The sequence below is a fragment of the Thermophilibacter mediterraneus genome (genome assembly GCF_900119385.1).
Classification (GTDB): Bacteria; Actinomycetota; Coriobacteriia; order Coriobacteriales; family Atopobiaceae; genus Thermophilibacter; species Thermophilibacter mediterraneus.
This window is the reverse complement of the sequence record NZ_FPKO01000009.1, coordinates 426,295-449,121: the sequence shown is the minus strand read 5'-3', so window position 1 is coordinate 449,121 and position 22,827 is coordinate 426,295. Positions and strand designations below refer to the sequence as shown.

The 22,827-nt window shown below is 65.3% G+C and carries 11 protein-coding genes and 3 rRNA genes; 12 read left to right on the top strand and 2 right to left on the bottom strand.

Going from position 1 to position 22,827, the window contains the following annotated elements:
- Window positions 1-250 precede the first annotated feature (250 nt).
- Together istB and istA are read right to left on the bottom strand one after the other, a co-directional pair.
- Window positions 251-994 carry an IS21-like element helper ATPase IstB gene (istB, locus tag BQ7106_RS06885; RefSeq protein WP_083526953.1) on the bottom strand — a complete coding sequence of 248 codons (744 nt, stop codon included), beginning with the start codon at window positions 992-994 and terminating at the stop codon, window positions 251-253.
- Window positions 984-2,453, bottom strand: coding sequence for an IS21 family transposase (gene istA / locus BQ7106_RS06880; RefSeq protein ID WP_072375410.1), 1,470 nt, complete (start codon window positions 2,451-2,453; stop codon window positions 984-986). The genes istB and istA overlap by 11 nt, the downstream gene beginning before the upstream one ends.
- A 1,302-nt stretch (window positions 2,454-3,755) precedes the next feature.
- On the opposite strand from istA, the gene BQ7106_RS06875 reads away from it, so the two are divergent.
- The 12 genes from BQ7106_RS06875 to BQ7106_RS06820 all read left to right on the top strand — a co-directional run bounded on the left by BQ7106_RS06875 (window position 3,756) and on the right by BQ7106_RS06820 (window position 22,819).
- Window positions 3,756-5,267, top strand: a 16S ribosomal RNA gene (locus tag BQ7106_RS06875).
- Between the two features lie 235 nt (window positions 5,268-5,502).
- Window positions 5,503-8,441: ribosomal RNA gene (locus BQ7106_RS06870) — 23S ribosomal RNA — on the top strand.
- A 98-nt stretch (window positions 8,442-8,539) separates the two neighbouring features.
- Window positions 8,540-8,655: ribosomal RNA gene (gene rrf, locus BQ7106_RS06865) — 5S ribosomal RNA — on the top strand.
- The 16S, 23S and 5S rRNA genes sit together here, the layout of an rRNA operon.
- Before the next feature lie 726 nt (window positions 8,656-9,381).
- The gene (locus BQ7106_RS06860) at window positions 9,382-11,769 is read left to right on the top strand and encodes an AfsR/SARP family transcriptional regulator (protein WP_159431277.1); all 2,388 of its coding nucleotides are present in this window, start codon (window positions 9,382-9,384) and stop codon (window positions 11,767-11,769) included.
- Between the two features lie 133 nt (window positions 11,770-11,902).
- Window positions 11,903-14,662: a preprotein translocase subunit SecA gene (gene secA, locus BQ7106_RS06855; RefSeq protein ID WP_072373418.1), complete on the top strand. Its 2,760-nt coding sequence runs from the start codon at window positions 11,903-11,905 to the stop codon at window positions 14,660-14,662.
- Window positions 14,663-15,775 carry a peptide chain release factor 2 gene (gene prfB, locus BQ7106_RS06850; RefSeq protein WP_072373415.1) on the top strand — a complete coding sequence of 371 codons (1,113 nt, stop codon included), beginning with the start codon at window positions 14,663-14,665 and terminating at the stop codon, window positions 15,773-15,775.
- On the top strand, window positions 15,772-16,653 hold the full coding sequence (locus tag BQ7106_RS06845; protein ID WP_205407682.1) for a YitT family protein: 882 nt from the start codon (window positions 15,772-15,774) through the stop codon (window positions 16,651-16,653). The genes prfB and BQ7106_RS06845 overlap by 4 nt, the downstream gene beginning before the upstream one ends.
- Before the next feature lie 103 nt (window positions 16,654-16,756).
- Complete coding sequence (locus tag BQ7106_RS06840) at window positions 16,757-17,656, top strand: transketolase (RefSeq protein ID WP_072375407.1); 900 nt, start codon at window positions 16,757-16,759, stop codon at window positions 17,654-17,656.
- The gene (locus tag BQ7106_RS06835; RefSeq protein WP_072373409.1) at window positions 17,649-18,578 is read left to right on the top strand and encodes a transketolase family protein; all 930 of its coding nucleotides are present in this window, start codon (window positions 17,649-17,651) and stop codon (window positions 18,576-18,578) included. The genes BQ7106_RS06840 and BQ7106_RS06835 overlap by 8 nt, the downstream gene beginning before the upstream one ends.
- Before the next feature lie 126 nt (window positions 18,579-18,704).
- A complete protein-coding gene (ftsE, locus tag BQ7106_RS06830; RefSeq protein WP_072373405.1) occupies window positions 18,705-19,706 on the top strand; it encodes a cell division ATP-binding protein FtsE in 1,002 nt (333 codons plus the stop codon).
- The gene (ftsX, locus tag BQ7106_RS06825; protein ID WP_072373402.1) at window positions 19,693-20,619 is read left to right on the top strand and encodes a permease-like cell division protein FtsX; all 927 of its coding nucleotides are present in this window, start codon (window positions 19,693-19,695) and stop codon (window positions 20,617-20,619) included. Before ftsE ends, ftsX begins: the two co-directional genes overlap by 14 nt.
- A 142-nt stretch (window positions 20,620-20,761) precedes the next feature.
- Window positions 20,762-22,819: a ribonuclease R family protein gene (locus tag BQ7106_RS06820; RefSeq protein WP_072373399.1), complete on the top strand. Its 2,058-nt coding sequence runs from the start codon at window positions 20,762-20,764 to the stop codon at window positions 22,817-22,819.
- Window positions 22,820-22,827: the final 8 nt, after the last annotated feature.

Sequence of the window (22,827 nt, the reverse complement as noted above, 5' to 3'; positions counted from 1 at the left end):
CATGTGAACGATTCGTTGGGGATGGCGACGGCTTGCGCGGATCAGCTACGCCCTTTGCGAGCGTCCTAGGCGTCGGATATCTGTCTCCCTTGCAAAACGAGGAGCCTTTCCCCTTGTCTTGTGTATCGCCGCACTCTGCTCATTTGGGGAGTTAGTTCGGGTGTTGTGCTTAGTCAAGTAGTTTTGAGCAGAATGTGCATCGGGAATTGAGCAGTATGAGCTCGCGGCCTGAGCGGTGGTTTTTGAGCACCTACCCGTCCTGCATGAGCGCGTGCCTCACGCGGTACGACTCGCCGCGGAACTGGACGAGCCTGCCGTGGTGCACGACGCGGTCGATGACGGCGGCGGCCATCTGGTCGTCCCCGAAGACCCCTCCCCAGCGGGAGAACTCGAGGTTCGTGGTGATGACGACGCTCTGCCTCTCGTAGGCGTCGGCGAACACCTGGAACACGAGGCGCGCGCCGTCGGCGTCGAGCGGCAGGAACCCCAGCTCGTCGATCACGAGCAGGCGGGTCCGCGCGATCTGCGACATCTCGCGGTCGAGCCTGCCCTCCTCGCGGGCGCGCCTCAGGCGCATCACGAGCGACGAGGCGGTGAAGAAGCGCGCCTCGAGCCGCCTGTCGCACGCGAGCTGGCACAGCGCGCTCGCCATGTGCGTCTTGCCCGTGCCCACGTCGCCCATCAGCACCAGGTCCTCGCGGCGGTCCAGGAAGGCGAGCGACAGCAGGTCCTCCCGGCCGAGCCCCTCCGGCCACGACACCGCCGACCAGTCGTAGCCGTCGAAGGTCTTCGGCGCCGGAAGGCCGCAGCGCCGAAGCAGCGACGCGCGCTTCGAGGCGCCGCGGCTGGCGGCCTCGGCCTCGAGGTACGAGGCGAGGTACTCGACCTGCTTCGGACTGCCCGCCGCCGCCCATTCGCCGAGCACGGAGGTCGTGAGCGAGCACCTCCTGCCCGCCTCCATGATCCTGCGCGCGAGCTCGCCGCTAGCAGGCATGGGCCTCGCCCCCTCTCAGGAAGCCGTCGTACACGGACAGGTCGGCGCCGCCCTCCGCGGCCGGGCCGCCGGCCGCCATCCTGCGGGCCAGCACGTCGACGGTCGCGTCGTCTGGGATCCGGCCGCCCTCGATCACCATCTGCGCCGCGGAGCAGGCGGCGTCGAAGCCGGACGGGCCGGCCGCTCGCTCGATCGACCTGAGCACGCGGCGGCGGCCGGCCGCATCGAGGGAGTCTATTGCCCGGACGAGGGCCTCGGGTATGTCGCGCCTGATCACGGACTCGCCGAAGGCGCGGGGCCGCGCCACGAGCGCCGGCACGAGGGAGAGCGGGTTGCGCACGACGGGCCCGTCGCCGAACGCGCGCTCGAGCACCGCGACCCGCCGCCCGCGGTCCGCCAGGATCTCCACCGTGTCCGCCCGGACGCCGCAGAGGAGCTCCCGGGAGTGCCAGGCGGGACCGGCGAGGTAGCCCCGGCCGTCGATGGTCACCACGCCGCGCTTGTCGGCGCGGCACCTCGCCCAGCGCACGGCGTCGAAGGGCGACGACGGCAGCGCGAGCATGGCGGCCAGGTCCTCGGCGAGCACCTCCGGGGTCGGGCGGCCGTCCCGCGCCCGCGAGGCGGCGTTCAAGCGGTCGCATCCGTCCCTGAGCAGGTCGTTCAGCTCGGCGAGCGAGCCGACCGCGGGCACGGGGACGAGCAGGTTGCGGCGGATGAACCCGACCGCGTTCTCCACCGACCCCTTCTCGTTGCCCGAGTACGGGTTGCAGTAGCGGCTGCCCATTCGGTAGTGGGCGCGGAACAGCGAGAAGAGGTGGGATTCGGTCACCTCGCCGCGCAGGCGCCTCCCGGCCTCGGTGGCGTTGTCGAGCACGAGCTCGCGGGGCGCCCGCCCGATCCACCCGAAGACGCCGGCCAGCCCCGCGCACATGCACTCGGCGCGCTGGGACATGCCGGCGACGGCGTAGCGCGCGTTCGAGTGGGGCAGGCAGACGACGAGGAGCTTCAGGCGCAGCCTCTCCCCGGAGACCACCGCCTCGAAGTTGCCGTAGTCCGCCTGGGCGGTGCCGGGCGCCCACTCGAGCTCGAGGTAGCCGTCCCCCGCGCCCGCCGCCCGCGCGAGCCGCCACTCGCGCACGTGGCGCTGCACGGCGGAGTAGGAGCCCTCGTAGCGCCTCTCCTCGACGAGCCGGTCGTAGATTCTCTTGGCGGTGTGGCGCTGCTTGCGCGGGGCGCCCAGGTCGGCTTCGAGCACCCCGTCGATCCAGGCGGCGTGCGGGTCGATCGCCGGGTGCGGCCTGTCTGCGGGCGCGGGGGGCTCCGGCGACAGGTCCTCCATGTCGGCGTACTTGGCGACGGTGTTGCGGCTGAGCCGGAGCCTGCGGGCTATCTCGGCCCGCGGCACCCCCTCCGCATCCATCGAGCGTATATCATTTCTCACATCCAGGGGCACGGTCATCTCCTCCATCCTTCCCGGGCGGTCTCGCCAAAGCACGCGCCCGGGACAACCATACGGCGGGGGCCGCGCCCCTGGTCCAAGGGGGCGCGGCCCTCATGCTCAAACTGCTCATTTTTCGGTGCACGCGTTGCTCAGAAACCGGTGCTCATTCGGACCATTTCTTATTGCGCATCAACAGGGTGTGAGGCCCTTCCCAGGAATCCGATGGTGGTCTCTGCCATGCCCCTTCGTTCCGACGCATGTTTGCAGCGCCTGACGACCACCCAACAGCGAGTGCTGGGCAGAGACGTCGATGCGAGCCCGCTTTCCTGCACCTCGCGCACTGTGACATTCTCGCGAAGGCGCGCTGAGCGCTGGTTGCGTCGAAGCAATGGCGGGAAGCTATGTGTTCGGCGGCCCTCTGGTGATTCGACCGCTAAGTTGATGTAGCCTGCTTTGGCCATGCTGTGAGCCTTGGACTGCTTGGGGTGCGCCTCGCCCATTCGCATTGTCTAGCGAGTTCCCCGGCATGCTCTGCGCCGGTGGCTGTGCATCGCCTCCGTGACCTCTCTGCTCAGTGAGCCGCTCATTGCCCCCTGCTTCGATGCGCGTGTGGAGCAACGATGTTTGCCTCGGGTAGGTGCCTATAAGGTTGGCGCTGTGATTGATCGTCAGGCGCGACCCGTCGATGTGGCCAAGCCCAAGCAGCATGCACTCCGTGCTTGCGTGCTTTGCAACGTTTCTCCTGTTGAATTTGGGCGTATTTGCAGCTTCAACCCGCAGGGCCCTAGCGCTCATCGTCGATGCGCCTTTCCAAACGCTCGGGAGGCGTGGTCACCATATCACCCTCAAGCAAATTCCTCGCCAAGGCGACCTGGCTTGATAGCGTGCGGAGAGAGGGGCTTCGGACCCCTCGGACAGGCCCGACCTTCTAGATCCGGCCGCTCCTCAATGCTTGGTCGGTCCGCTCGCCAATGCACGGATGGGCTCACTCATATCGTAAAAACGATGCGCCGCGCCTCGAGTCGAGCACCCGCCCCCCCCGAATTGTGCAGAAAACGTGGACGGCGACTTTCTCGCCCGCGCGGGCGCCCGGGGTGCGTATAGTTATTCCCCGCGCGACGGAGCGGCCACGGCCGCGGCCCGGCGCGGGGGTACCTTGAGAACCGGATACTGCGATCGAGAGATCGACGAAGACAGACCAGCGAAATTCGAATCTCTGACACACAGAGACGTCAATTTCAGCGAATCCGAGATCAGCGGGATCTTAGACGGGACGGACCGCCGAGCAGAGCATCGGCGCCGGCTTCGGCCGGCGCTCACTGAACGGAGAGTTCGATCCTGGCTCAGGATGAACGCTGGCGGCGCGCCTAACACATGCAAGTCGAACGGTTAAAGCACCTCCGGGTGTGCATAAAGTGGCGAACGGCTGAGTAACACGTGGGCAACCTGCCCCTCGCTCCGGGACAGCCTCGGGAAACCGTGGGTAATACCGGATACTCCGCGGCCCCCGCATGGGGGCGGCGGGAAAGCCCAGACGGCGAGGGATGGGCCCGCGGCCTGTTAGCTCGTTGGTGGGGTAACGGCCCACCAAGGCGATTATGGGTAGCTGGGTTGAGAGACCGACCAGCCAGATTGGGACTGAGACACGGCCCAGACTCCTACGGGAGGCAGCAGTGGGGAATCTTGCGCAATGGGCGAAAGCCTGACGCAGCGACGCCGCGTGCGGGATGAAGGCCTTCGGGTCGTAAACCGCTTTCAGCAGGGACGAGGGGGAGACCTGACGGTACCTGCAGAAGAAGCCCCGGCTAACTACGTGCCAGCAGCCGCGGTAATACGTAGGGGGCGAGCGTTATCCGGATTCATTGGGCGTAAAGCGCTCGTAGGCGGTCCGTTAGGTCGGGAGTCAAATCCGGGGGCTCAACCCCCGCCCGCTCCCGATACCGGCGGACTTGAGTTTGGTAGGGGAAGGCGGAATTCCAAGTGTAGCGGTGGAATGCGCAGATATTTGGAATAACACCGGTGGCGAAGGCGGCCTTCTGGGCCACAACTGACGCTGAGGAGCGAAAGCTAGGGGAGCGAACAGGATTAGATACCCTGGTAGTCCTAGCCGTAAACGATGGACACTAGGTGTGGGGGGACCCTCCCTCCGTGCCGCAGCTAACGCATTAAGTGTCCCGCCTGGGGAGTACGGCCGCAAGGCTAAAACTCAAAGGAATTGACGGGGGCCCGCACAAGCAGCGGAGCATGTGGCTTAATTCGAAGCAACGCGAAGAACCTTACCAGGGCTTGACATCTAGGTGAAGCGGCGGAAACGCCGTGGCCGAGAGGAGCCTAGACAGGTGGTGCATGGCTGTCGTCAGCTCGTGTCGTGAGATGTTGGGTTAAGTCCCGCAACGAGCGCAACCCCCGTCGCATGTTGCCAGCGGTTCGGCCGGGCACCCATGCGAGACCGCCGGCGTCAAGCCGGAGGAAGGCGGGGATGACGTCAAGTCATCATGCCCCTTATGTCCTGGGCTGCACACGTGCTACAATGGCCGGCACAATGGGCTGCCAGGCGGCGACGCCGAGCGAATCCCCAAAGCCGGCCCCAGTTCGGATTGGAGGCTGCAACCCGCCTCCATGAAGTCGGAGTTGCTAGTAATCGCGGATCAGCACGCCGCGGTGAATGCGTTCCCGGGCCTTGTACACACCGCCCGTCACACCACCCGAGTCGATTGCACCCGAAGTCGTCGGCCCAACCTCGTGAGGGAGGCGCCGAAGGTGTGGTTGGTAAGGGGGGTGAAGTCGTAACAAGGTAGCCGTACCGGAAGGTGCGGCTGGATCACCTCCTTTCTAGGGAGAACACACTTCCAAGAAGGTAACGTCGAATGACGGACGCCCCGTCATCCCGCTGAAGTCTTCGCCGCGCCCCCAGGGGCGCGCAGTGTCCGGTCCCCGGGGCACCCCGGCCGTACCTTGAGAGCTGCATAGCGTGACGAAAGATTTTCCTCAAAGAAGATCGCATCTGACGTCGCCGGGGCGCGCGAGCGCGCCGGCGCGACAAGTGTATGTTCGAGCCATCGAACGAAGAGAAGATGGTAAGGGCAAACGGTGGATGCCTTGGCACAGGAAGCCGACGAAGGACGCGACAAGCTGCGATAAGCCGCGGTTAGGGGCACATGCCCGCTCGACCCGCGGATCTCCGAATGGGCGAACCCGGCGGGAGTCATTTCCCGTCGCCCCCAGCTGAACACATAGGCTGGGCGGAGGCAACCGGGGGAACTGAAACATCTAAGTACCCCGAGGAAGAGAAATCAAACGAGATTCCCCTAGTAGTGGCGAGCGAACGGGGACCTAGGACAAACCGGCGGCCGCGCAAGCGCCGCCGGGGTTGTAGGGCCACTCACTGCGCGGTTACAAAACCTCGCTGAAGCGGAACGGCATGGGAAGGCCGGCGGTACAGGGTTAGAGCCCCGTACGCGAATCCGCGAGGACCGCCGAGTGGTTCCTGAGTACCGCCGGACACGTGAAACCCGGTGGGAAGCTGGGGGGTCCACCCTCCAATCCTAAATACTCTCCTGTGACCGATAGTGGACCAGTACCGTGAGGGAAAGGTGAAAAGCACCCCGGGAGGGGAGTGAAATAGTACCTGAAACCGTTTGCCTACAAGCAGTCGGAGCGGGCCTCGTGCCCGTGACGGCGTGCCTTTTGTAGAATGAGCCAGCGAGTTACGGTGCGTGGCGAGGTTAAGCCACGAAGCGAGCCGCAGCGAAAGCGAGTCCCAACCGGGCGAGCAGTCGCGCGCCGTAGACGCGAAGCCGGGTGAGCTATCCATGGGCAGGCTGAAGCGGGGGTAAGACCCCGTGGAGGGCCGAACCCACCTAGGTTGAAAACTGGGGGGATGACCTGTGGATAGGAGTGAAAGGCCTATCAAACCCGGAGATATCTCGTTCTCCCCGAAATAGCTTTAGGGCTAGCCTCGGACGTTTACCTGCGGGGGTAGAGCACTGAATGGACGCGGGGGCCTCACCGCCTACCAACTCCAATCAAACTCCGAATACCGCCGGTCCAGAGTCCGGGAGTCAGAACATGTGGGCTAAGCTGTGTGTTCGAAAGGGAAACAGCCCAGACCGCCCGCTAAGGTCCCTAAGTCCGTGCTAAGTGGCAAAGGATGTGCGTCTGCCCAGACAACCAGGATGTTGGCTTAGAAGCAGCCACCCATTTAAAGAGTGCGTAATAGCTCACTGGTCGAGTGGACATGCGCCGACAATATACGGGGCTAAGCACGGCACCGAAGCGGCGGACCAGGCGCGAGCCTGGTGGTAGGGGAGCTTTCCGTCCGCGGCGAAGCCGTCGGGGCAACCGGCGGTGGAGCGGCCGGAAGTGAGAATGCTGGCATGAGTAACGAGAGGGGCGTGGAAAACGCCCCCGCCGTAAACCCAAGGTTTCCTGGGCGAGGCTAATCCTCCCAGGGTCAGTCGGGAGCTAAGGCGAGGCCGGAAGGCGTAGCCGATGCACAGCAGGTCGACATTCCTGCACCCCCGAACGGGCGCTATCACCGATGGGGCGACGGAGAAGGGTAGCTGGACGGGGTTCTGGACGTCCCCGCGATGGCACGTAGGCTGGGCGGTAGTGAAACGCGCCGCCCGCGACGGCTGAGGTGCCGGACGAAGCGACTGAGCGAAGCCAGTGAGCCCATGCTTCCAAGAAAACCCCCTAGGGAGCCCGCAGGGGCCCGTACCGCAAACCGACACAGGTGGGTGGGTAGAGCATACCAAGGCGATCGGGAGAACCATGGTTAAGGAACTCGGCAAAATTGCCCCGTAACTTCGGGAGAAGGGGTGCCGCCTCGGGTGGAGGGACTTGCTCCCCGAGCCCAGGGCGGCCACAGTAAATAGGCCCAAGCGACTGTTTATCAAAAACACAGGACTCTGCTGAAGTCGTAAGACGACGTATAGGGTCTGACGCCTGCCCGGTGCCGGAAGGTCACGAGGAGCCGTCAGCGCGAGCGAAGCGGCGAATCCAAGCCCCGGTAAACGGCGGCCGTAACTATAACGGTCCTAAGGTAGCGAAATTCCTTGTCGGGTAAGTTCCGACCTGCACGAAAGGCGTAACGATTTGGGCGCTGTCTCAACCATGGACCCGGTGAAATTGCACTAGTCGTGAAGATGCGACTTACCCGCGGAAGGACGGAAAGACCCCGTGAACCTTTACTGCAGCTTGACATTGGCTGCCGGTTCGTCGTGTAGAGGATAGGTGGGAGACGCTGAACCAGGGACGCCAGTCTCTGGGGAGTCGCCCTTGGAATACCACCCTCGACGTTCTGGCATCCTAACCCGCGACCGTCACCCGGCGTGGGGACCGTGTCAGGTGGGTAGTTTGACTGGGGCGGTCGCCTCCTAACACGTAACGGAGGCCCACGTAAGGTCTGCTCAGGACGGTCGGCAACCGTCCCTTTGAGTGCAAGAGCATAAGCAGGCTTGACTGCGAGACGGACAGGTCGAGCAGATGGGAAACCAGGTTCTAGTGATCCGGCGGCTCAGCGTGGTATGGCCGTCGCTCAACGGATAAAAGGTACTCCGGGGATAACAGGCTGATCTTCCCCAAGAGTCCACATCGACGGGAAGGTTTGGCACCTCGATGTCGGCTCATCGCATCCTGGGGCTGGAGCAGGTCCCAAGGGTATGGCTGTTCGCCATTTAAAGCGGTACGCGAGCTGGGTTCAGAACGTCGTGAGACAGTTCGGTCCCTATCCTCCGTGGGCGTAGGAGAACTGAGGGAGGCTGCCCCTAGTACGAGAGGACCGGGGTGGACGGACCTCCGGTGTACGGGTTGTCGACCAACGGCATCGCCCGGTAGCTGAGTCCGGTTCGGATAACCGCTGAAAGCATCTAAGCGGGAAGCCAGTCCCGAGATGAGTTCTCCCTTCGGTAAGGCCACTCGTAGACCACGAGTTCGATAGGCCGCAGATGTAAGCGCTGCGAGGCGTTGAGTCGAGCGGTACTAATCGGCCGAGCTCTTCTCTTCATACATGCGATCCCGAGGGGGCCGCGAGGCCCGTCGGACGTCACGCTGTGCGGCCCTGAGGGCACGGCTCGGCCGTACCCCTGGAATGCCCCTTGTTGGTCAGCGACCATGGCAGGGGAGGCACACCCGGTCCCATTCCGAACCCGGAAGTTAAGCCCCCGAGCGCCGATGGTACTGCGGAGCGAGTCCGTGGGAGAGCAGGACGTCGCTGACCAACAAGGGGCATTTCTGCGTCGCGGGGGCACACTTGCGGCTTCCTGTCACCAACCTTCCATAAAACATTAACCCACGAAAAACTGCCTTTCACGGAAAAGGTTAAGTACACCTCTTATCGCGTGCTAACTTAGTTCTTGCGCGCGTCTGGTGTTGGATTTAGTGATTGGGGGTTATGTATATGAAAGGGTGCATTGATCTCAGCACGCATAGCATTAACAATCATTCTTCAAATGAGACCTTTCTCGACACGCTCGGGCCGAGTCTCGCATCTCTTGAGCTGGCACGCTTTGGCTCTTCAGCCAATCTGATGCTCGTCGCTTTGTGCGCTGAGCCTGAGATGGGTCAGCGTGATCTCATCACTGAAGTTCTCGCAGCCTCCGCTGCAAAGGGGCGCGTCGTCATACGACACGGTTTTGAGTGGTCGGACGCGGAGTCCGCTTCTCGCACGATGGCTAGGGCGGCCCGGTCTGCGGCAAGAGCGGAGCGCCAGTCCGTCGTTGCCTTTGATGACGTTCCTCCTTCTGACGAGTCGTTCGTTCGCCGGCAGGCGCGTTCCCTTAGGCGCTTGTGGGAGGCGGGCATTCCGACGGTTTTCTCCCTTGCTCCCGAGGGACGGGCGCTCCTTGAGCTTCTTCCTGAATGTCGTGTTCTGAGTTCTCGCGATTTGCTCTTCGCCAATGTTGCCTCTACGACTCAGCCGGGCTTCTCGTGCAATACGTGGGGGATGACCCATGGCATTCCTACGCTTGTTCGCGCGTTCAGGCAGGACGCAGCGTCCTTTGGTTCGGATTCCGAACTCGGTTATGCCTATGAGGAGGCGCTTCGATGTGTTGTGTCGGGACTGTTCCGTCGAAGCCTCTCCGACGAGGAGCTGCGCCTGAGGCTCTGCCTTTTGCTGCTTGGACGGGGGTCGCGTTGCGACGTCGAGCTCGCCCTCGGGCGCGTCTCGGCCGATCTGCTTTGTGAGCTTAGGGATGATGTGCCCCTCTTTTCCTTCAACGTGCAGGAGGACTCGTTCTCCTCTATTGGCTATGCCGACGATCACCTGCTCTCATGCGGGGCCCCTCTGCTGGAGGATACGTGCATCATGTTTCCCGACGTTGTCGCTGGATGCGTGAGAGTCCTTCTCGATAGGGGGGAATACGGCAGGGCTGTTCGCGTCTGCGCCCTGCCGAACGGAGGGGACGCCCTCAGGGAGCTGCTCAGGTCGGGGCCCTGCGTCGTTGATGCCGGAGGCGCTCGCCTGGTTGAGCGGGCCTTGGGCGTCCAGCGAGCTGAGGCGCCCTACGAGAGCCTCCTCTCCGGCGCGGCGCGGACCCTGCTTGGCGAGGCGCCGAGCAGCGATGAGCTCGCTTCAATGATCTCGTATCGCGGTCCCCTTGCAGATGAGCTGGAACGCGATGCTCTTGCACTGATAGACGCGGGTGGCGTGCTTCGCGGTGAGCCGGCGCTGATCTCGTATGCGGGAGAGCGATGGAGCGAGCTGGGTCGGAGGCTGCTCGCGCATCGCGAGGTGGCGGACCTCCTGCTTCGCGGCAAGCTTCGGGCGGCAACCCGGGTTCTCGTCGCGAACCCCGAGGACGGCGACTGCTCCGCGTCGGTCTCGATGGCGATTCTGAGGATCGACGGCGAGATCGCAAGGCTGTTGCTCTGTGATAGGGAGGCCTCGGACGAGGTCGCGTATGAGGCGGCGAAGAGGCTGCTCTGCTCCTCTGGGGCAAAGGGGCTCGTTGGCTATGTTGAATGTGCCGAGATGCTCGAGGGCGTGCTCTCGGGCGACATCAAGCAGGCCCGGGTGGCAGCTTCGGTGTCGCGCGCCGAGAGAGTCGGGGACGTTGTTGTCCAGGTGCTCGCCTTGACGGCGGGGTGCGTGCTCGACCTCAGGGCAGGGGCACTCGCGAGGGCAAACGTCAGGTCTCTGCTCGCCTCCGCGATTGCTTCGAGGGCCGGGCTCGATTACATTGCGCGCGCGGTACGGCTGCTTGGCACAGTCGCGCGCTTCTGCCTCGGAGAGGGGCCGGACCCCGAGCGGAACGAGGAGGCCAATGACGACCTCGCGGTAGTCGAGCGCTTTGTGTGCGGTGCAATGCTCTCCAGCATGGACGGCGTCGCCCCAGAGGGCGACGCGTGCGAGGAGCCCCCACACGAAGCGCTGTGGATGTTGGTGGTGCTCTGTGAGGGAATTGGCGAGTTCTCGCCCCTTCTCTCAAAGGCCATGCCCGTAACCTGGTGGAGGGCGCTCAAGGTGGCGCGTGCCAACCTTACGCGATGCGCGCCCGGGAAAGAGACGCATGACCGTGGCGTGCCGTCCGACGACAGCTGGCGGGATGGGCCCTCGGCGCACCGTGCTCCGATTAGGATCTCGCTTCTGGGAGGGTTTGCGATATCCGTCAACGGTGTGAGGATTCTTGACGGGCAGCTCGAGCAGAGGGGCGTCAAGTCGATGCTGACCTATCTAGCGCTGTGTCGTGCGATGACGGCGAAGAGACATCAGGTTGTTGACCAGCTCTGGCCCGGGTGCGACTACGCTGCTGGGTTTAACAGGGCGTATCAGGCGACGAGCGCCCTTCGTGCCGCCATTGCCGAGATTGATGACAGCCTCGACCCGTTCGTCGTGGGCCGGGCCTCAAAGACCATTTCCATGGACACGTCGCTCGTGTGCTGTGACGTCGACGAGTTTCGCGAGTGCGCTCGAGAGGCGTCGGACGCCCAGAGCGACGAGAAGGCGATTCGCATGGCACGTCGCGTAGAGCAGCTCTACGCTGGGGACCTTTACGAGCCGGCGATGGATGCGACGGGCTATGTCGCCCTCGTTCGGGACGAGCTGCGAGAGCTCTACGCCGACGCCATGACGTCGGGGGCGGAGTCGTCGTTGCGTCTTGGTCGACTGAAGACGGCAACGAGGATGTCGTTCAGCGCGGTTGCCGCCGATGACCTGAGGGAGGATGCGCTCATCGTTCTTGTGCGGTCGCTCAAGGCGAGTGGCCGCGCGGTGGAGGCGGAGCGTCAGTACCGGCGCTACGAGCGAAGGCTGCGGCAGGCGCTCGGCGTTGCGCCCTCGAAGAGGCTGCGCGACCTCATGGAGGATCGGGGCGAGGTGAACAGGGGATAGTCGCTGTGCGACGTCGTGCGAGAGTGCGCTTTTGGTGAGAGGTCAGCCTCCAAGCTTCCCTCCTGGAACCAACGAGTAAAGTGGTGGACATGAGTGTGCCATTGGGGCCGCTATGGACGTACAGGGGAGTCACATGCCTAACTTTCTCTCCAAACTGCTTTCGATGGGTTCTGACAAGGACCTCAAGGAGTTTGAGCGCATCACGGCGCGTGTGAATGAGATAGAGCCTCAGTTCACCGCCATGAGCGAGGAGGAGCTCCGCGGGTGCACTGCGGCGTTCCGCGAGCGCTATGCGAACGGCGAGTCGCTCGACGACCTTCTCCCTGAGGCGTTTGCCGCTGTGCGCGAGGCCTCTCGCCGCACCATCGGGCTCCGCCACTTCGACGTTCAGATTATCGGCGCCATCGCGCTTCACCGCGGAACGATTGCCGAGATGAAGACGGGCGAGGGAAAGACCCTGGTCTCAACGCTGGCGGGATACCTTAACGCCATCCCCGGCGAGGGCGTCCACATCGTTACCGTCAACGACTATCTTGCCAAGCGTGACAGCGAGTGGATGGGGCAGATCTATCGCTACCTGGGGATGTCCGTCGGACTGATTCAGAACGGCATGCGCCCCCAGCTCAAGAAGCCCGCCTACGAGGCGGACGTCACCTACGGCACCAACTCCGAGTTCGGCTTCGACTATCTGCGCGACAACATGGTCACCCGGGCGAGCATGCGTGTGCAGCGCGGTCATCACTACGCCATCGTCGACGAGGCGGACTCGATCCTGATCGACGAGGCGCGCACGCCGCTTATCATCTCTGGTGCGGGCAGCAAGTCTGCGAGCACCTACAAGGACTTCGCCCGTGCTGTTCGCGGCCTCACGCCTGAGGTCGACTTCACGATGGACGAGGCAAAGCACACCATCGCGACGACGGACGAGGGCCTCGAGAAGGTCGAGCGCTCCCTCGGGATTGACGATCTCTACGCCGACGTCTCCGGTCAGCTTGTAAACCACCTCCAGCAGGCGCTCAAGGCCGAGTACATGTTCCATCGCGATCAGCAGTACGTGGTCATCGACGGCGAGGTCAAGATCGTCGACGAGTTCACGGGTCGCATCATGGAGGGCAGGCGCTACTCCGAGGGACTCCACCAGGCCATCGAGGCCAAGGAGGGCGTGATCGTCCGCGAGGAGAACCAGACCCTCGCGACCATCACGCTCCAGAACTACTTCCTCATGTATGACAAGCTCTCGGGCATGACGGGCACCGCCATGACCGAGGACGCCGAGTTCCGCGAGGTCTACCACATTCCCGTCCAGGTCATCCCGCCCAACAAGCCCGTTGCGCGCATCGATCACGACGACCTCGTCTATCGCACGATCGACGCCAAGTTCAAGGCTGTTGCCGACGACGTGGTGGAGCGCCACGCGAAGAACCAGCCCGTCCTGGTGGGCACCGTCTCCATCGAGAACTCAGAGCGCCTTTCCCGCCTGCTGGACAAGCGTGGCATCAAGCACAACGTCCTCAACGCCAAGCACCACGAGCGGGAGGCTCAGATTGTCGCTCAGGCAGGACGGAAGGGCGCGGTTACCATCGCGACCAACATGGCTGGCCGAGGCACCGACATTCTGCTCGGAGGCAACCCCGAGCTCATCGCGAACGACTATCTGCGCGCCGACGGCATCGACCCCGAGGAGGCCACGAAGGAGCAGCTCGACGAGGCTCTGGCCCGCGCGAAGGCGATGTGCGCCGAGGAGAAGGAGGAGGTCCTCAAGGCCGGCGGTCTGTGCGTGATCGGCACCGAGCGACACGAGAGCCGCCGCATCGACAACCAGCTTCGAGGCCGCTCCGGCCGTCAGGGCGATCCGGGCGAGACGCAGTTCTACCTCTCGCTCGAGGACGACCTCATGCGCCTTTTCGGCGGGGACCGCATGGATCGCATCTCTGCGATGATGCAGAAGTACGAGATGCCCGACGACATGCCGATCCAGGCCAAGATGGTCACCAAGGCAGTTGAGAGCGCCCAGCGCAAGGTCGAGGAGGTCAACTTCGCCATGCGCAAGAACGTTCTCGACTACGACAACGTCATGAACACCCAGCGCCAGGTCATCTACGAGGAGCGCAACAAGATTCTCGACGGCAAGGACCTGATGGCCCACATCGATGAGGTCACGCACGACACGGTCCAGCGTGAGGTCCTCGGCTTTGCCCCCCAGGACCATGACGAGGCGTGGGACTCCCGCGGCTTCTCTCTGTGGCTTGGCGAGCTCACGGGTCGCAAGGACATCCCGACGGTCGATGCGGAGGAGGACCCCGAGCCCGAGGACGTCATCCAGACCGTGGTCGACTTCGTCGGCACGTGCTTTGAGGAGAAGTCCCGTCAGCTGGGCGACGAGGCCATGCAGTCGCTCGCGGCCCAGGTGATGCTACGCGTGATCGACACGAGGTGGATGTCGTACCTCCAGGAGATGGACTACCTGAAGACGGGCATCGGGCTGCGTGGCTTCGGTCAGCGCGATCCTCTCGTCGAGTACAAGAGCGAGGCGTACGCGGCGTTCTCCGAGCTCGTCTCGACCATGTACGAGGACTTCCTGCGCATGATCCTGCACATCGAGGTTGTCGTGAAGCCCGTCGTCCAGTCCGAGCAGGTGGACGAGGTCCCCGACCAGCTTCGCGGCGCGCGCTACTCGGGTCCCGCGGAGACGGACGGCACGCGCGGCGCTCGCATCGCGATGGGCGGTCAGGCTGCCGCCACGGAGGCGAGGGGCGCAAACCCCGGTGCCGGAAAGCCGCTCACCTATCGAAAGTCCGAGGACCCCGACCCCTACGCGAACGTCGGCAGGAACGATCCCTGCCCGTGCGGCAGCAACAAGAAGTTCAAGAACTGCCACGGCAGGAACCTGTAGATGGCAGATGTCACGCCACAGGGCTTCGATGCCCTGGAGAGCCGCCTGACCGAGGTCGAGGGGTACCTTCACATCGAGGAGAAGCGCGGGGTCATCCAAGAGCTTGAGGCGAGGAGCGCGGACCCCGACTTCTGGGCCGACCCAGATGCGGCGCGGTCGACCATGGAGTGTCTCTCAGCGGCACGCGATGACGTGAGCGGGCTGGAGGGCGCGCGCTCGAAGCTCGAGGACGCGCGCGCCGCCTACGAGCTCGGCCAGGAGACGGGCGACGACGACCTTCTTGCCGAGGCGGGCTCCCTCGTGAGCTCGCTCGAGGCGGACCTCTCGGAGCTCGAGCTCTCGAGCTGGTTCACCGACGAGCTCGACCACGGTGACGCCATCGTGACGGTGACTCCCGGCCAGGGCGGTCTCGAGGCGCAGGACTGGTGCGAGATGCTCTTTCGCATGTACCAGCGCTACTGCGACCGCCGCGGCTGGAGCGTCACGGTCAACGACGCGGAGCCGGGCGAGGCGATCGGCCTCGACCGCGCGACGTTCACCGTGAGCGGGCGCAACGCGTACGGCATGCTGCGCGCCGAGCAGGGCGTTCACAGGCTCGTGCGCATCTCTCCGACCGACGCGAAGAAGCGCCGACAGACGACCTTTGCGGGCGTTGAGGTCCTTCCGGTCCTCCCCGACGACATCGAGGTGGAGATCGACCCGAACGACCTGCGAATCGACGTCTACCACGCCTCCGGCCACGGCGGGCAGGGAGTGAACACCACCGACTCCGCCGTGCGCATCACCCACCTGCCCACCGGTATCGTCGTCACGTGCCAGAACGAGCGCAGCCAGCTTCAGAACAAGGCGTTCGCAATGGGCGTCCTCAGGAGCCGTCTCTATGAGATGGAGCTCGAGCGGCGCGCGGAGGAGCTCGACGAGCTACGTGGTCCGAAGCGCGACATCGGCTTTGGCAATCAGATTAGAAGCTACGTGCTCTATCCCTACCAGCTCGTCAAGGACCTGAGGACGGGAGTGGAGACGAGCAACGTCGACGCGGTGCTCAAGGATGGCGACCTCGACGCGTTCGTGGTCGGCTATCACAGGTGGGTCGTGGGCGAGGAGGCCTCGTGAGCGGGTCGTTCTGGCGAACCGTCGTCCACGACGCCGCGCTCATCGTCGTGGGCTCGCTCATCTTTGCCGTCGGCGTGGACACGTTCGAGATTCCCAACGGCCTTGCCGCGGGCGGGGTGACGGGCCTCGCGACGGTCTTCTACGCGATGGCCGACGCGGCGGGCTTCTACCTCCCCGTCGGCCTTCAGACCATCGTGATGAACGTGGCCCTGCTCGCGCTCGTCATCCGCTCCGGCGACAGGCGCTACATCGCTCGCACCGCTGGGGGCATCGTTGCGTGCGGCCTGCTGACGGATCTTCTGGCACCCGTGCTTCCCGTGCTCAGCGGCGAGAAGGACCTCCTGCTGTGTGCGCTCTGGGGAGGCGTCGTGACCGGCATCGGGCTCGGTCTCGTCTTCCGGACGGGGGGCAACACGGGCGGAACCGACATTGTCTCCCAGCTGGTCGCTCGCAAGTTCGCGCTGCCCGTGGGCACGGCGGTGATCATCGTCGACGGCGTCATCATCGCCTTCTCGGCGACGGTCTTCACGGTCGAGCAGGCCCTTTACGCCGCGGTCGCCATGTTCATCTGCGGGAAGGTCATCGATGCCGTGGTGGATGGGCCCCGGTCGGCGCGCGCCGCGTACATCATCTCGGCGGAGCACGAGCGGATAGCCAACGAGATCCTCTATACCCTCAACCGCGGCTGCACCGAGCTGCAGGCACGTGGGGTCTGGAGCGGCGCCGCGCGACCGGTCCTCATGTGCGTCCTGAGCCGGGCCGAGAGCATGAGGCTCAAGCAGATCGTGGCCGATGCCGACCCAGATGCCATCGTCATCATCTCCGAGGTGCACGAGGTCTTTGGCGAGGGCTTCAGACAAATTGAGGGCGACGCGTAAAAAAGGAAGATTCGCCCCGTGAGATGGCGAACGGGGGTCCCGTGCGTGTATCGTGAGACATGCGTGGGGGAGAAGTGCGATGAACGTCGAGACAAGGAGTCCCATGAGCAACACCATAGCGGCGTCCGAGGCCGCCCTGGCCCACAGAATCGAGCTGACCGCAAACGACATGCGCCACGATATGATCCGCATGCTCGAGGCGGCCGGGTCGGGACACCCCGGCGGGTCGCTCTCCGCTGCGGACATCCTGGCCACCCTGTTCTTCTCCGGGGAGATGGGCTACGACCCCAGCGACCCGGACAATCACGACGCCGACCGCTTCTTCCTCTCGAAGGGGCATGCGGCTCCGGCGCTCTACGCCGTCTTCCACCAGCTCGGCTGGATCGCTGACGAAGAGCTCGCGACGCTTCGCCATCTTGGCAGCAGGCTCCAGGGACACCCCGACTGCCATGCCATGAGCGGGCTCGAGGTGTGCTCCGGCTCGCTCGGCCAGGGGCTCTCGATTTCTGCGGGCGTCGCCCTGGGCCTCTCGATCGACGATCGCGAGGCGGCCGAGAAGCGCCGCGTGTACTGTCTCCTCGGTGATGGGGAGATGCAGGAGGGGTCCAACTGGGAGGCGATGATGTTTGCCTCCCACCATCGCCTCGACAACCTCGTCGCGATTCTCGACCTCAACAACCTGCAGATTGACGGCCACGTGACCGACGTGTGCTCCCTTGGCGACATCGACGCGAAGTTCGCCTCGTTCGGCTGGAACGTGCGTCGCGTGGGCGGCCACGACGTCTCCGCCCTCATCGAGGCGCTGCGCTGGGCCAAGGGGGAGCTCGGGTCCGGCAGGCCCTCCGTCATCATCTGCGAGACCATCAAGGGCAAGGGCGTCTCCTTCATGGAGGATGCGTGCGGCTGGCACGGCGTGGCGCCTGACGCCGAGCAGGCTGCGGCCGCGATCGCCGAGCTGGACGCCGCGCGCGCCGCGCTCGAGAAGGAGGACATCAATGGCTAACAGGGCTACGCGCGAGGCCTTCGGCGAGACGCTCGTCGAGCTCGTGGGCGAGGGCGTGAACGTCGTCGCCGTCGACGCCGACCTGGCCGGTTCGACCACCACGGGCAAGCTGGCGGCGGCCTATCCCGATCGCGCCTTCGACGCCGGCATCGCCGAGCAGGACATGGTCGGCGTTGCTGCCGGCCTCTCCCTCACGGGGCGCGTCGCCTTCACCGCCTCCTTCGCCGTATTCGGCACGGGGCGATGCTACGACCAGATCAGGAACACCGTCTGCGACGCGGGCCTCAACGTGAAGATCTGCCCGACGCACGCTGGCGTGACGGTGGGCGAGGACGGCGCCACCCACCAGATGCTCGAGGACATCACGCTCATGCGCGTGCTCCCCAACATGCGCGTGCTCGTTCCCGCCGACTACCAGGCCTCTCGCGCCGCGGTTAGGATTGCGGCGACGACTCACGGGCCGTTCTACGTGCGCATGGGGCGCCACAAGGTGCCTGAGGTCTACGATGGCTCCGAGACCTTCAGGCTCGGCGGCTCAAACGTGCTCCGCGAGGGCTCTGATGTCACGATCTGCGCGTGCGGCGTCGAGGTTGCCCACGCCCTTCTCGCGGCAGAGCGACTCTCCGAGCGCGGCATCTCCGCGGAGGTCATCGACGTTTACTCCGTGAAGCCGCTCGACGAGGAGACGATCGTGGCGAGCGCCTCCAAGACCGGGCGCGTGGTGACGTGCGAGGAGCACATGATCTACGGCGGCATGGGCTCCGCCGTGGCCGAGCTCCTTGCCGAGAAGTGTCCCACCCCCATGCGCTTCGTGGGTATGACGGGCTTTGGCACCTCTGCCCCCGGCGATGTCCTTCTCTCTCACTTCGGCCTCGATGCCGCGGGCATCGAGCGCGTCGTCGAGGACTTCGTTCGCGCCTAGCCCTCCGCTCCTGTGGGGAGCTTCTGCAATTTATGGGCCCCAGCCCTCCTTCGTATGAGGAGAGCTGGGGCTTTGCTAGACTGTAGCGCGTATTTGTCCGTTCTGAGCAAAGGAAAAGGAGCTTCTGTGGCCAGTCATTTTCGCAGCACTGAGCGACAGGGGTCGGAGGGTGACGAGCGTCTTGACGTCATCGCCGACGTGGCTCCGCAGGCGCCGGCCCCCGAGGCCATCGTCACCGATGCCCCCCTCAACGAGCCTGAGGTCGCCCAGGCGCCCGCTGAAGCGGCGCCCGTGATGGAGGCTCTCGAGGAGGTTCATGTGGTGACCGCCAGCGAGCCCGCGGATCCTACCGAGCAGCCGGGCTTCACGAGCGTCTTCGCCCCCCTGGCGAGCGACGACGCGCCTGCGGTCTCGCGCACCGGTACCCCGACCGTCTCGTTCAAAAACGTCACACTCATCTACCCGGCCCAGCCAAACAAGCCCGCACTCGACGACGTCAGCCTCGACATCTACCCCGGTGAGTTCGTCTTTGTCGTCGGACACTCCGGATCCGGCAAGTCGTCCCTCCTGCGCCTGATCACGCGCGAGCTGCGCGCCTCGAAGGGCCAGGTGATCGTCGCCGGCCAGGACCTCACCAAGATGCGCAACCGCAAGGTCCCGTATCTGCGCCGTCAGATCGGCACCGTGTACCAGGACTTCAAGCTGCTCCCGGACAAGACGGTCTACGAGAACGTCGCGTTTGCCCTCGAGTGCATCGGCAAGCCCCGCTCCGTCATCAAGGCCCAGGTCCCCGAGGTGCTCCGACTGGTGGGCCTGGGAGAGCGCATGAAGCACTTCCCCGATCAGCTCTCCGGTGGCGAGCAGCAGCGCGTCTCCGTGGCGCGCGCCATGGTCAACCGCCCGCCCCTGCTCGTCTGCGACGAGCCGACGGGCAACCTCGACCCGGCCATCTCGCTTGGCATCATGAAGCTGCTCGATCGCATCAACCGCGCCGGCACCACCGTCGTCATGGCGACGCACGACCGTGAGATGGTGGACTCCATGCGCAAGCGCGTCATCGCGCTCGAGGCCGGACACGTCGTCCGTGACCAGGAGAGGGGAGGCTACGGCTACTATGGCGCCCTCTAACATCGGATACTCCCTGAGGGAGTGCGGACACCACTTCCGCCGCAACTGGACGACCGTGCTCGGCGCCGTCGTCACCATCTTCCTCTCGCTGTTTATCATCGGCCTCTTCGTCCTGGGCTCCGCCGTGCTCAACAGCATGATCGGCGGCGTCGAGGATCAGGTGACCATCCAGGCCTTCCTCTCCGACGATGCGGACCAGGACGCGGTCGACGCATACCAGGCGCAGGTTGAGGGCTGGGACAACGTCGAGTCCGTGACCTATAAGACCAAGGACGAGGCGCTCGAGGAGTTCCGCACCTCCATGTCGAACCGCAACGCCGCCGATGCCGTGACCGCGCTCGACGGTGAGAACCCGCTGCCCGCGTCCCTCGTGATCAGGATGGTCGACCCCCAGCAGGTTGAGGCCACGGCGCAGCGCATCATGGAGGATCCCCTCTTCGCGGAGATCTGCGATGATCCGGAGAATCCGTCCGGTGACGTCCAGTATGGCCAGGGCACGGTCGAGCGCCTCCTCAGCGTCTCCGACTACATCCGTGTCGCTGCCGTCGCCCTCGTCGCGCTGCTGACCTTCGTCGCGTTTGTGTTCATCAACAACACGATTCGACTTGCCATCACGGCCCGTCGCCGCGAGATCGGCATCATGAGGCTGGTCGGTGCGTCCAACGGGTTCATTCGCGGGCCCTTCATCATGGAGGGCACGATCGAGGCCATTCTCGGCGCGCTGCTCGCCATCATCGCGCTCGTTGCCGGCGTCCACACGCTGCTCCCGAGCCTGCAGGAGAGCCTCTCGTTCCTCTCGTTCGAGATTCCGCAGGTGACTCTCTACGCCACGTATGCCGGGCTGCTCGGCGTCGGCGTGGTGATCGGCCTGTTCGGCTCCGCCATCGCCATGAGGCGCTACCTCAAGGTGTAGGCGAGCCAGACCAAGACGACCGCCCCCGGGTCGCGCGGAACGAGGCGTATCGCCTCCCGCGCGGCCCGGGGGCTTTTTTGCGCGCGAGGCGACCATGCTCCGCCGGGTATGATGGAGCCGAAAACCGATTGGATGGGGTGACATGGGTCGCAAGAGGGCACATCATGGCAGCCGCAGGCGAGGAAGGACGGGCGGGGCGCGCACGCGCGCGCGGACGCTGACGGGGGAGCTCGTGGTCTCGCTCCCCGGCGTTGCGCGCGTTGAGACCGCCGAGGGTGACTTCGAGCTTGTCCGGCACGGTCAGCGCGAGGCCATGAACGGCGACGTGGTCGAGGTCGCGCTCGTCGAGATGCGCGGGCGCGCGCCGCGCGCCGTGGTCCGCTCGGTCATCGAGCGCTCCGTCGAGACGTTTCTGGGAAGCTTCTCCTGGGCTGGGCCGCTCGGTGCGGTGACGCCGCTCGACGCCCGCCTGGGCAGGGACTTCTTCGTGGTCCCCGAGGATTCGAGCCCCTCTCGGCTGGGCGTGAGCGAGGGGGACGTGGTCGTCGCCCGCATCAGCGAGTACCCGACGCGCCGAAGCTCGGCGGTCGTGACGATAGAGCGGCGCGTCGGCGCCCGCGACGAGGTCGACCTCAACGTCGAGTCTGTCGTCGCGACGTTTGGGCTTCCGGGCGACTTTTCTCGCTCCGTGCTCGAGCAGGCTGCGGCAATCGAGCTCGGCGTCGAGCGGGCCCTCGTCGCGGATGCGTCGAGGCGCGACCTCCGCGGGCGCCTCTGCGTGACCGTCGACCCGGTCGACGCGCGCGACTTCGACGACGCGGTGGGGGCGCGGCGCCTGGAGGGGGGCGGCTACGAGCTCGACGTCCACATCGCGGACGTCACCCACTACGTCTCCCCGGACTCGCCCGTCGACAACGAGGCGAAGAGAAGAACGTGTTCCGCCTATCTCGTCGACCGCGTCATCCCGATGCTTCCGGAGCGCCTCTCGAACGAGGTGTGCTCCCTCGTGCCCGGGGAGGACCGCCTCGCGATGAGCGTCCTCATGCGTCTTGACGAGCGCGGTCGCGTCAGGGGCTTCAGCGCCACACCGTCGGCGATTCGGTCCGCAGCCCGACTCGACTACGACGCGGTCGACGCCGTGCTCTCGGGCGCGAGCCGCCCCGAGGAGCTTCCCTGCGCCCCCGGGGACGTCGAGCGTGTCTTCCTCATGCTCGAGACGCTCGACGAGATCCGCGGGCTTCGAGATCTCGAGCGGCGCTCACGGGGCGCCATAGACTTCGAGAGCGTCGAGGCAAGGGTCCGCCTTGACGAGGAGGGACGCCCGACGGGGGTCTCGGTCCGCCGCCGGACGAGGGCGACCGGGCTCATCGAGGAGGCGATGCTGCTCGCAAACGAGTGCGTCGCGCAGCTCCTGGAGCGCTCCGGGGCGCCGGCGGCGTTTCGCGTTCACGAGCCTCCTCTCGAGGAGGACCTGCGCTCGTGCGTGCAGCCGCTACGCGAGCTCGGGCTGCTCGACGGCGCGGCGACCTCGGAGCTGCTCTCGGGAAGCCCGTTTGCGATCAGGGGCGTTCTTGAGCGCGCCCGTGGGACGGATGCGGCGCAGGCAGCAAGCGCCCTCTTGCTGCGCGCGCAGCGGCGCGCCGTCTACCTCCCCTTCAACGAGGGCCACTATGCGCTCGGGGCGACCGCGTACTGCCACTTCACCTCTCCGATCAGGCGCTACCCCGACGTGCTCGTGCACCGCGCGCTCAAGGCGGCGCTCGCCGGCCGCCCGGACGGCCCCGAGATGCGCAGGCAGGCCGCGGCGCTTCCCCAGCTCTGCCGGACGTGCTCGGAGCGGGAGCGCGCCGCCGACGCCGCGGGCAGGATGTCGCAGAGGGTTAAGATGGCGGAGCTCTACCTGGGGCTCGTCGGCCAGCGGGCATCGGGGACAGTCTCGGGGTGCGCGGGCTACGGCGTGTTCGTCACGCTCGACGAGACGTGCGCCGAGGGCCTCGTTCCCGTGCGGTCGCTCGGCGACGAGTGGTTTACCTTCGACGACGGGCGCATGACGCTCACGGGGGAGGAGACCGGCGAGGTCTGGCGACTCGGAAGGCGGGTGGTCGTCGAGGTTGCGTCGGCGAATCCGGCGCGCGGCCAGATCGACTTCTCGCTCGCGCCCTCGGACCGTTCGCAGGGCGCCCCCTCGTCCACCCGTTAGCGCTGCGC

Bases quoted from the DNA above. Each gene is read 5' to 3' on its own strand.
- istB (WP_083526953.1), bottom strand. From the start codon at position 994: ATGCCTGCTAGCGGCGAGCTCGCGCGCAGGATCATGGAGGCGGGCAGG.
- istA (WP_072375410.1), bottom strand. From the start codon at position 2,453: ATGACCGTGCCCCTGGATGTGAGAAATGATATACGCTCGATGGATGCG.
- BQ7106_RS06860 (WP_159431277.1), top strand. From the start codon at position 9,382: ATGACCCATGGCATTCCTACGCTTGTTCGCGCGTTCAGGCAGGACGCA.
- secA (WP_072373418.1), top strand. From the start codon at position 11,903: ATGCCTAACTTTCTCTCCAAACTGCTTTCGATGGGTTCTGACAAGGAC.
- prfB (WP_072373415.1), top strand. From the start codon at position 14,663: ATGGCAGATGTCACGCCACAGGGCTTCGATGCCCTGGAGAGCCGCCTG.
- BQ7106_RS06840 (WP_072375407.1), top strand. From the start codon at position 16,757: ATGAGCAACACCATAGCGGCGTCCGAGGCCGCCCTGGCCCACAGAATC.
- BQ7106_RS06835 (WP_072373409.1), top strand. From the start codon at position 17,649: ATGGCTAACAGGGCTACGCGCGAGGCCTTCGGCGAGACGCTCGTCGAG.
- ftsX (WP_072373402.1), top strand. From the start codon at position 19,693: ATGGCGCCCTCTAACATCGGATACTCCCTGAGGGAGTGCGGACACCAC.
- BQ7106_RS06820 (WP_072373399.1), top strand. From the start codon at position 20,762: ATGGGTCGCAAGAGGGCACATCATGGCAGCCGCAGGCGAGGAAGGACG.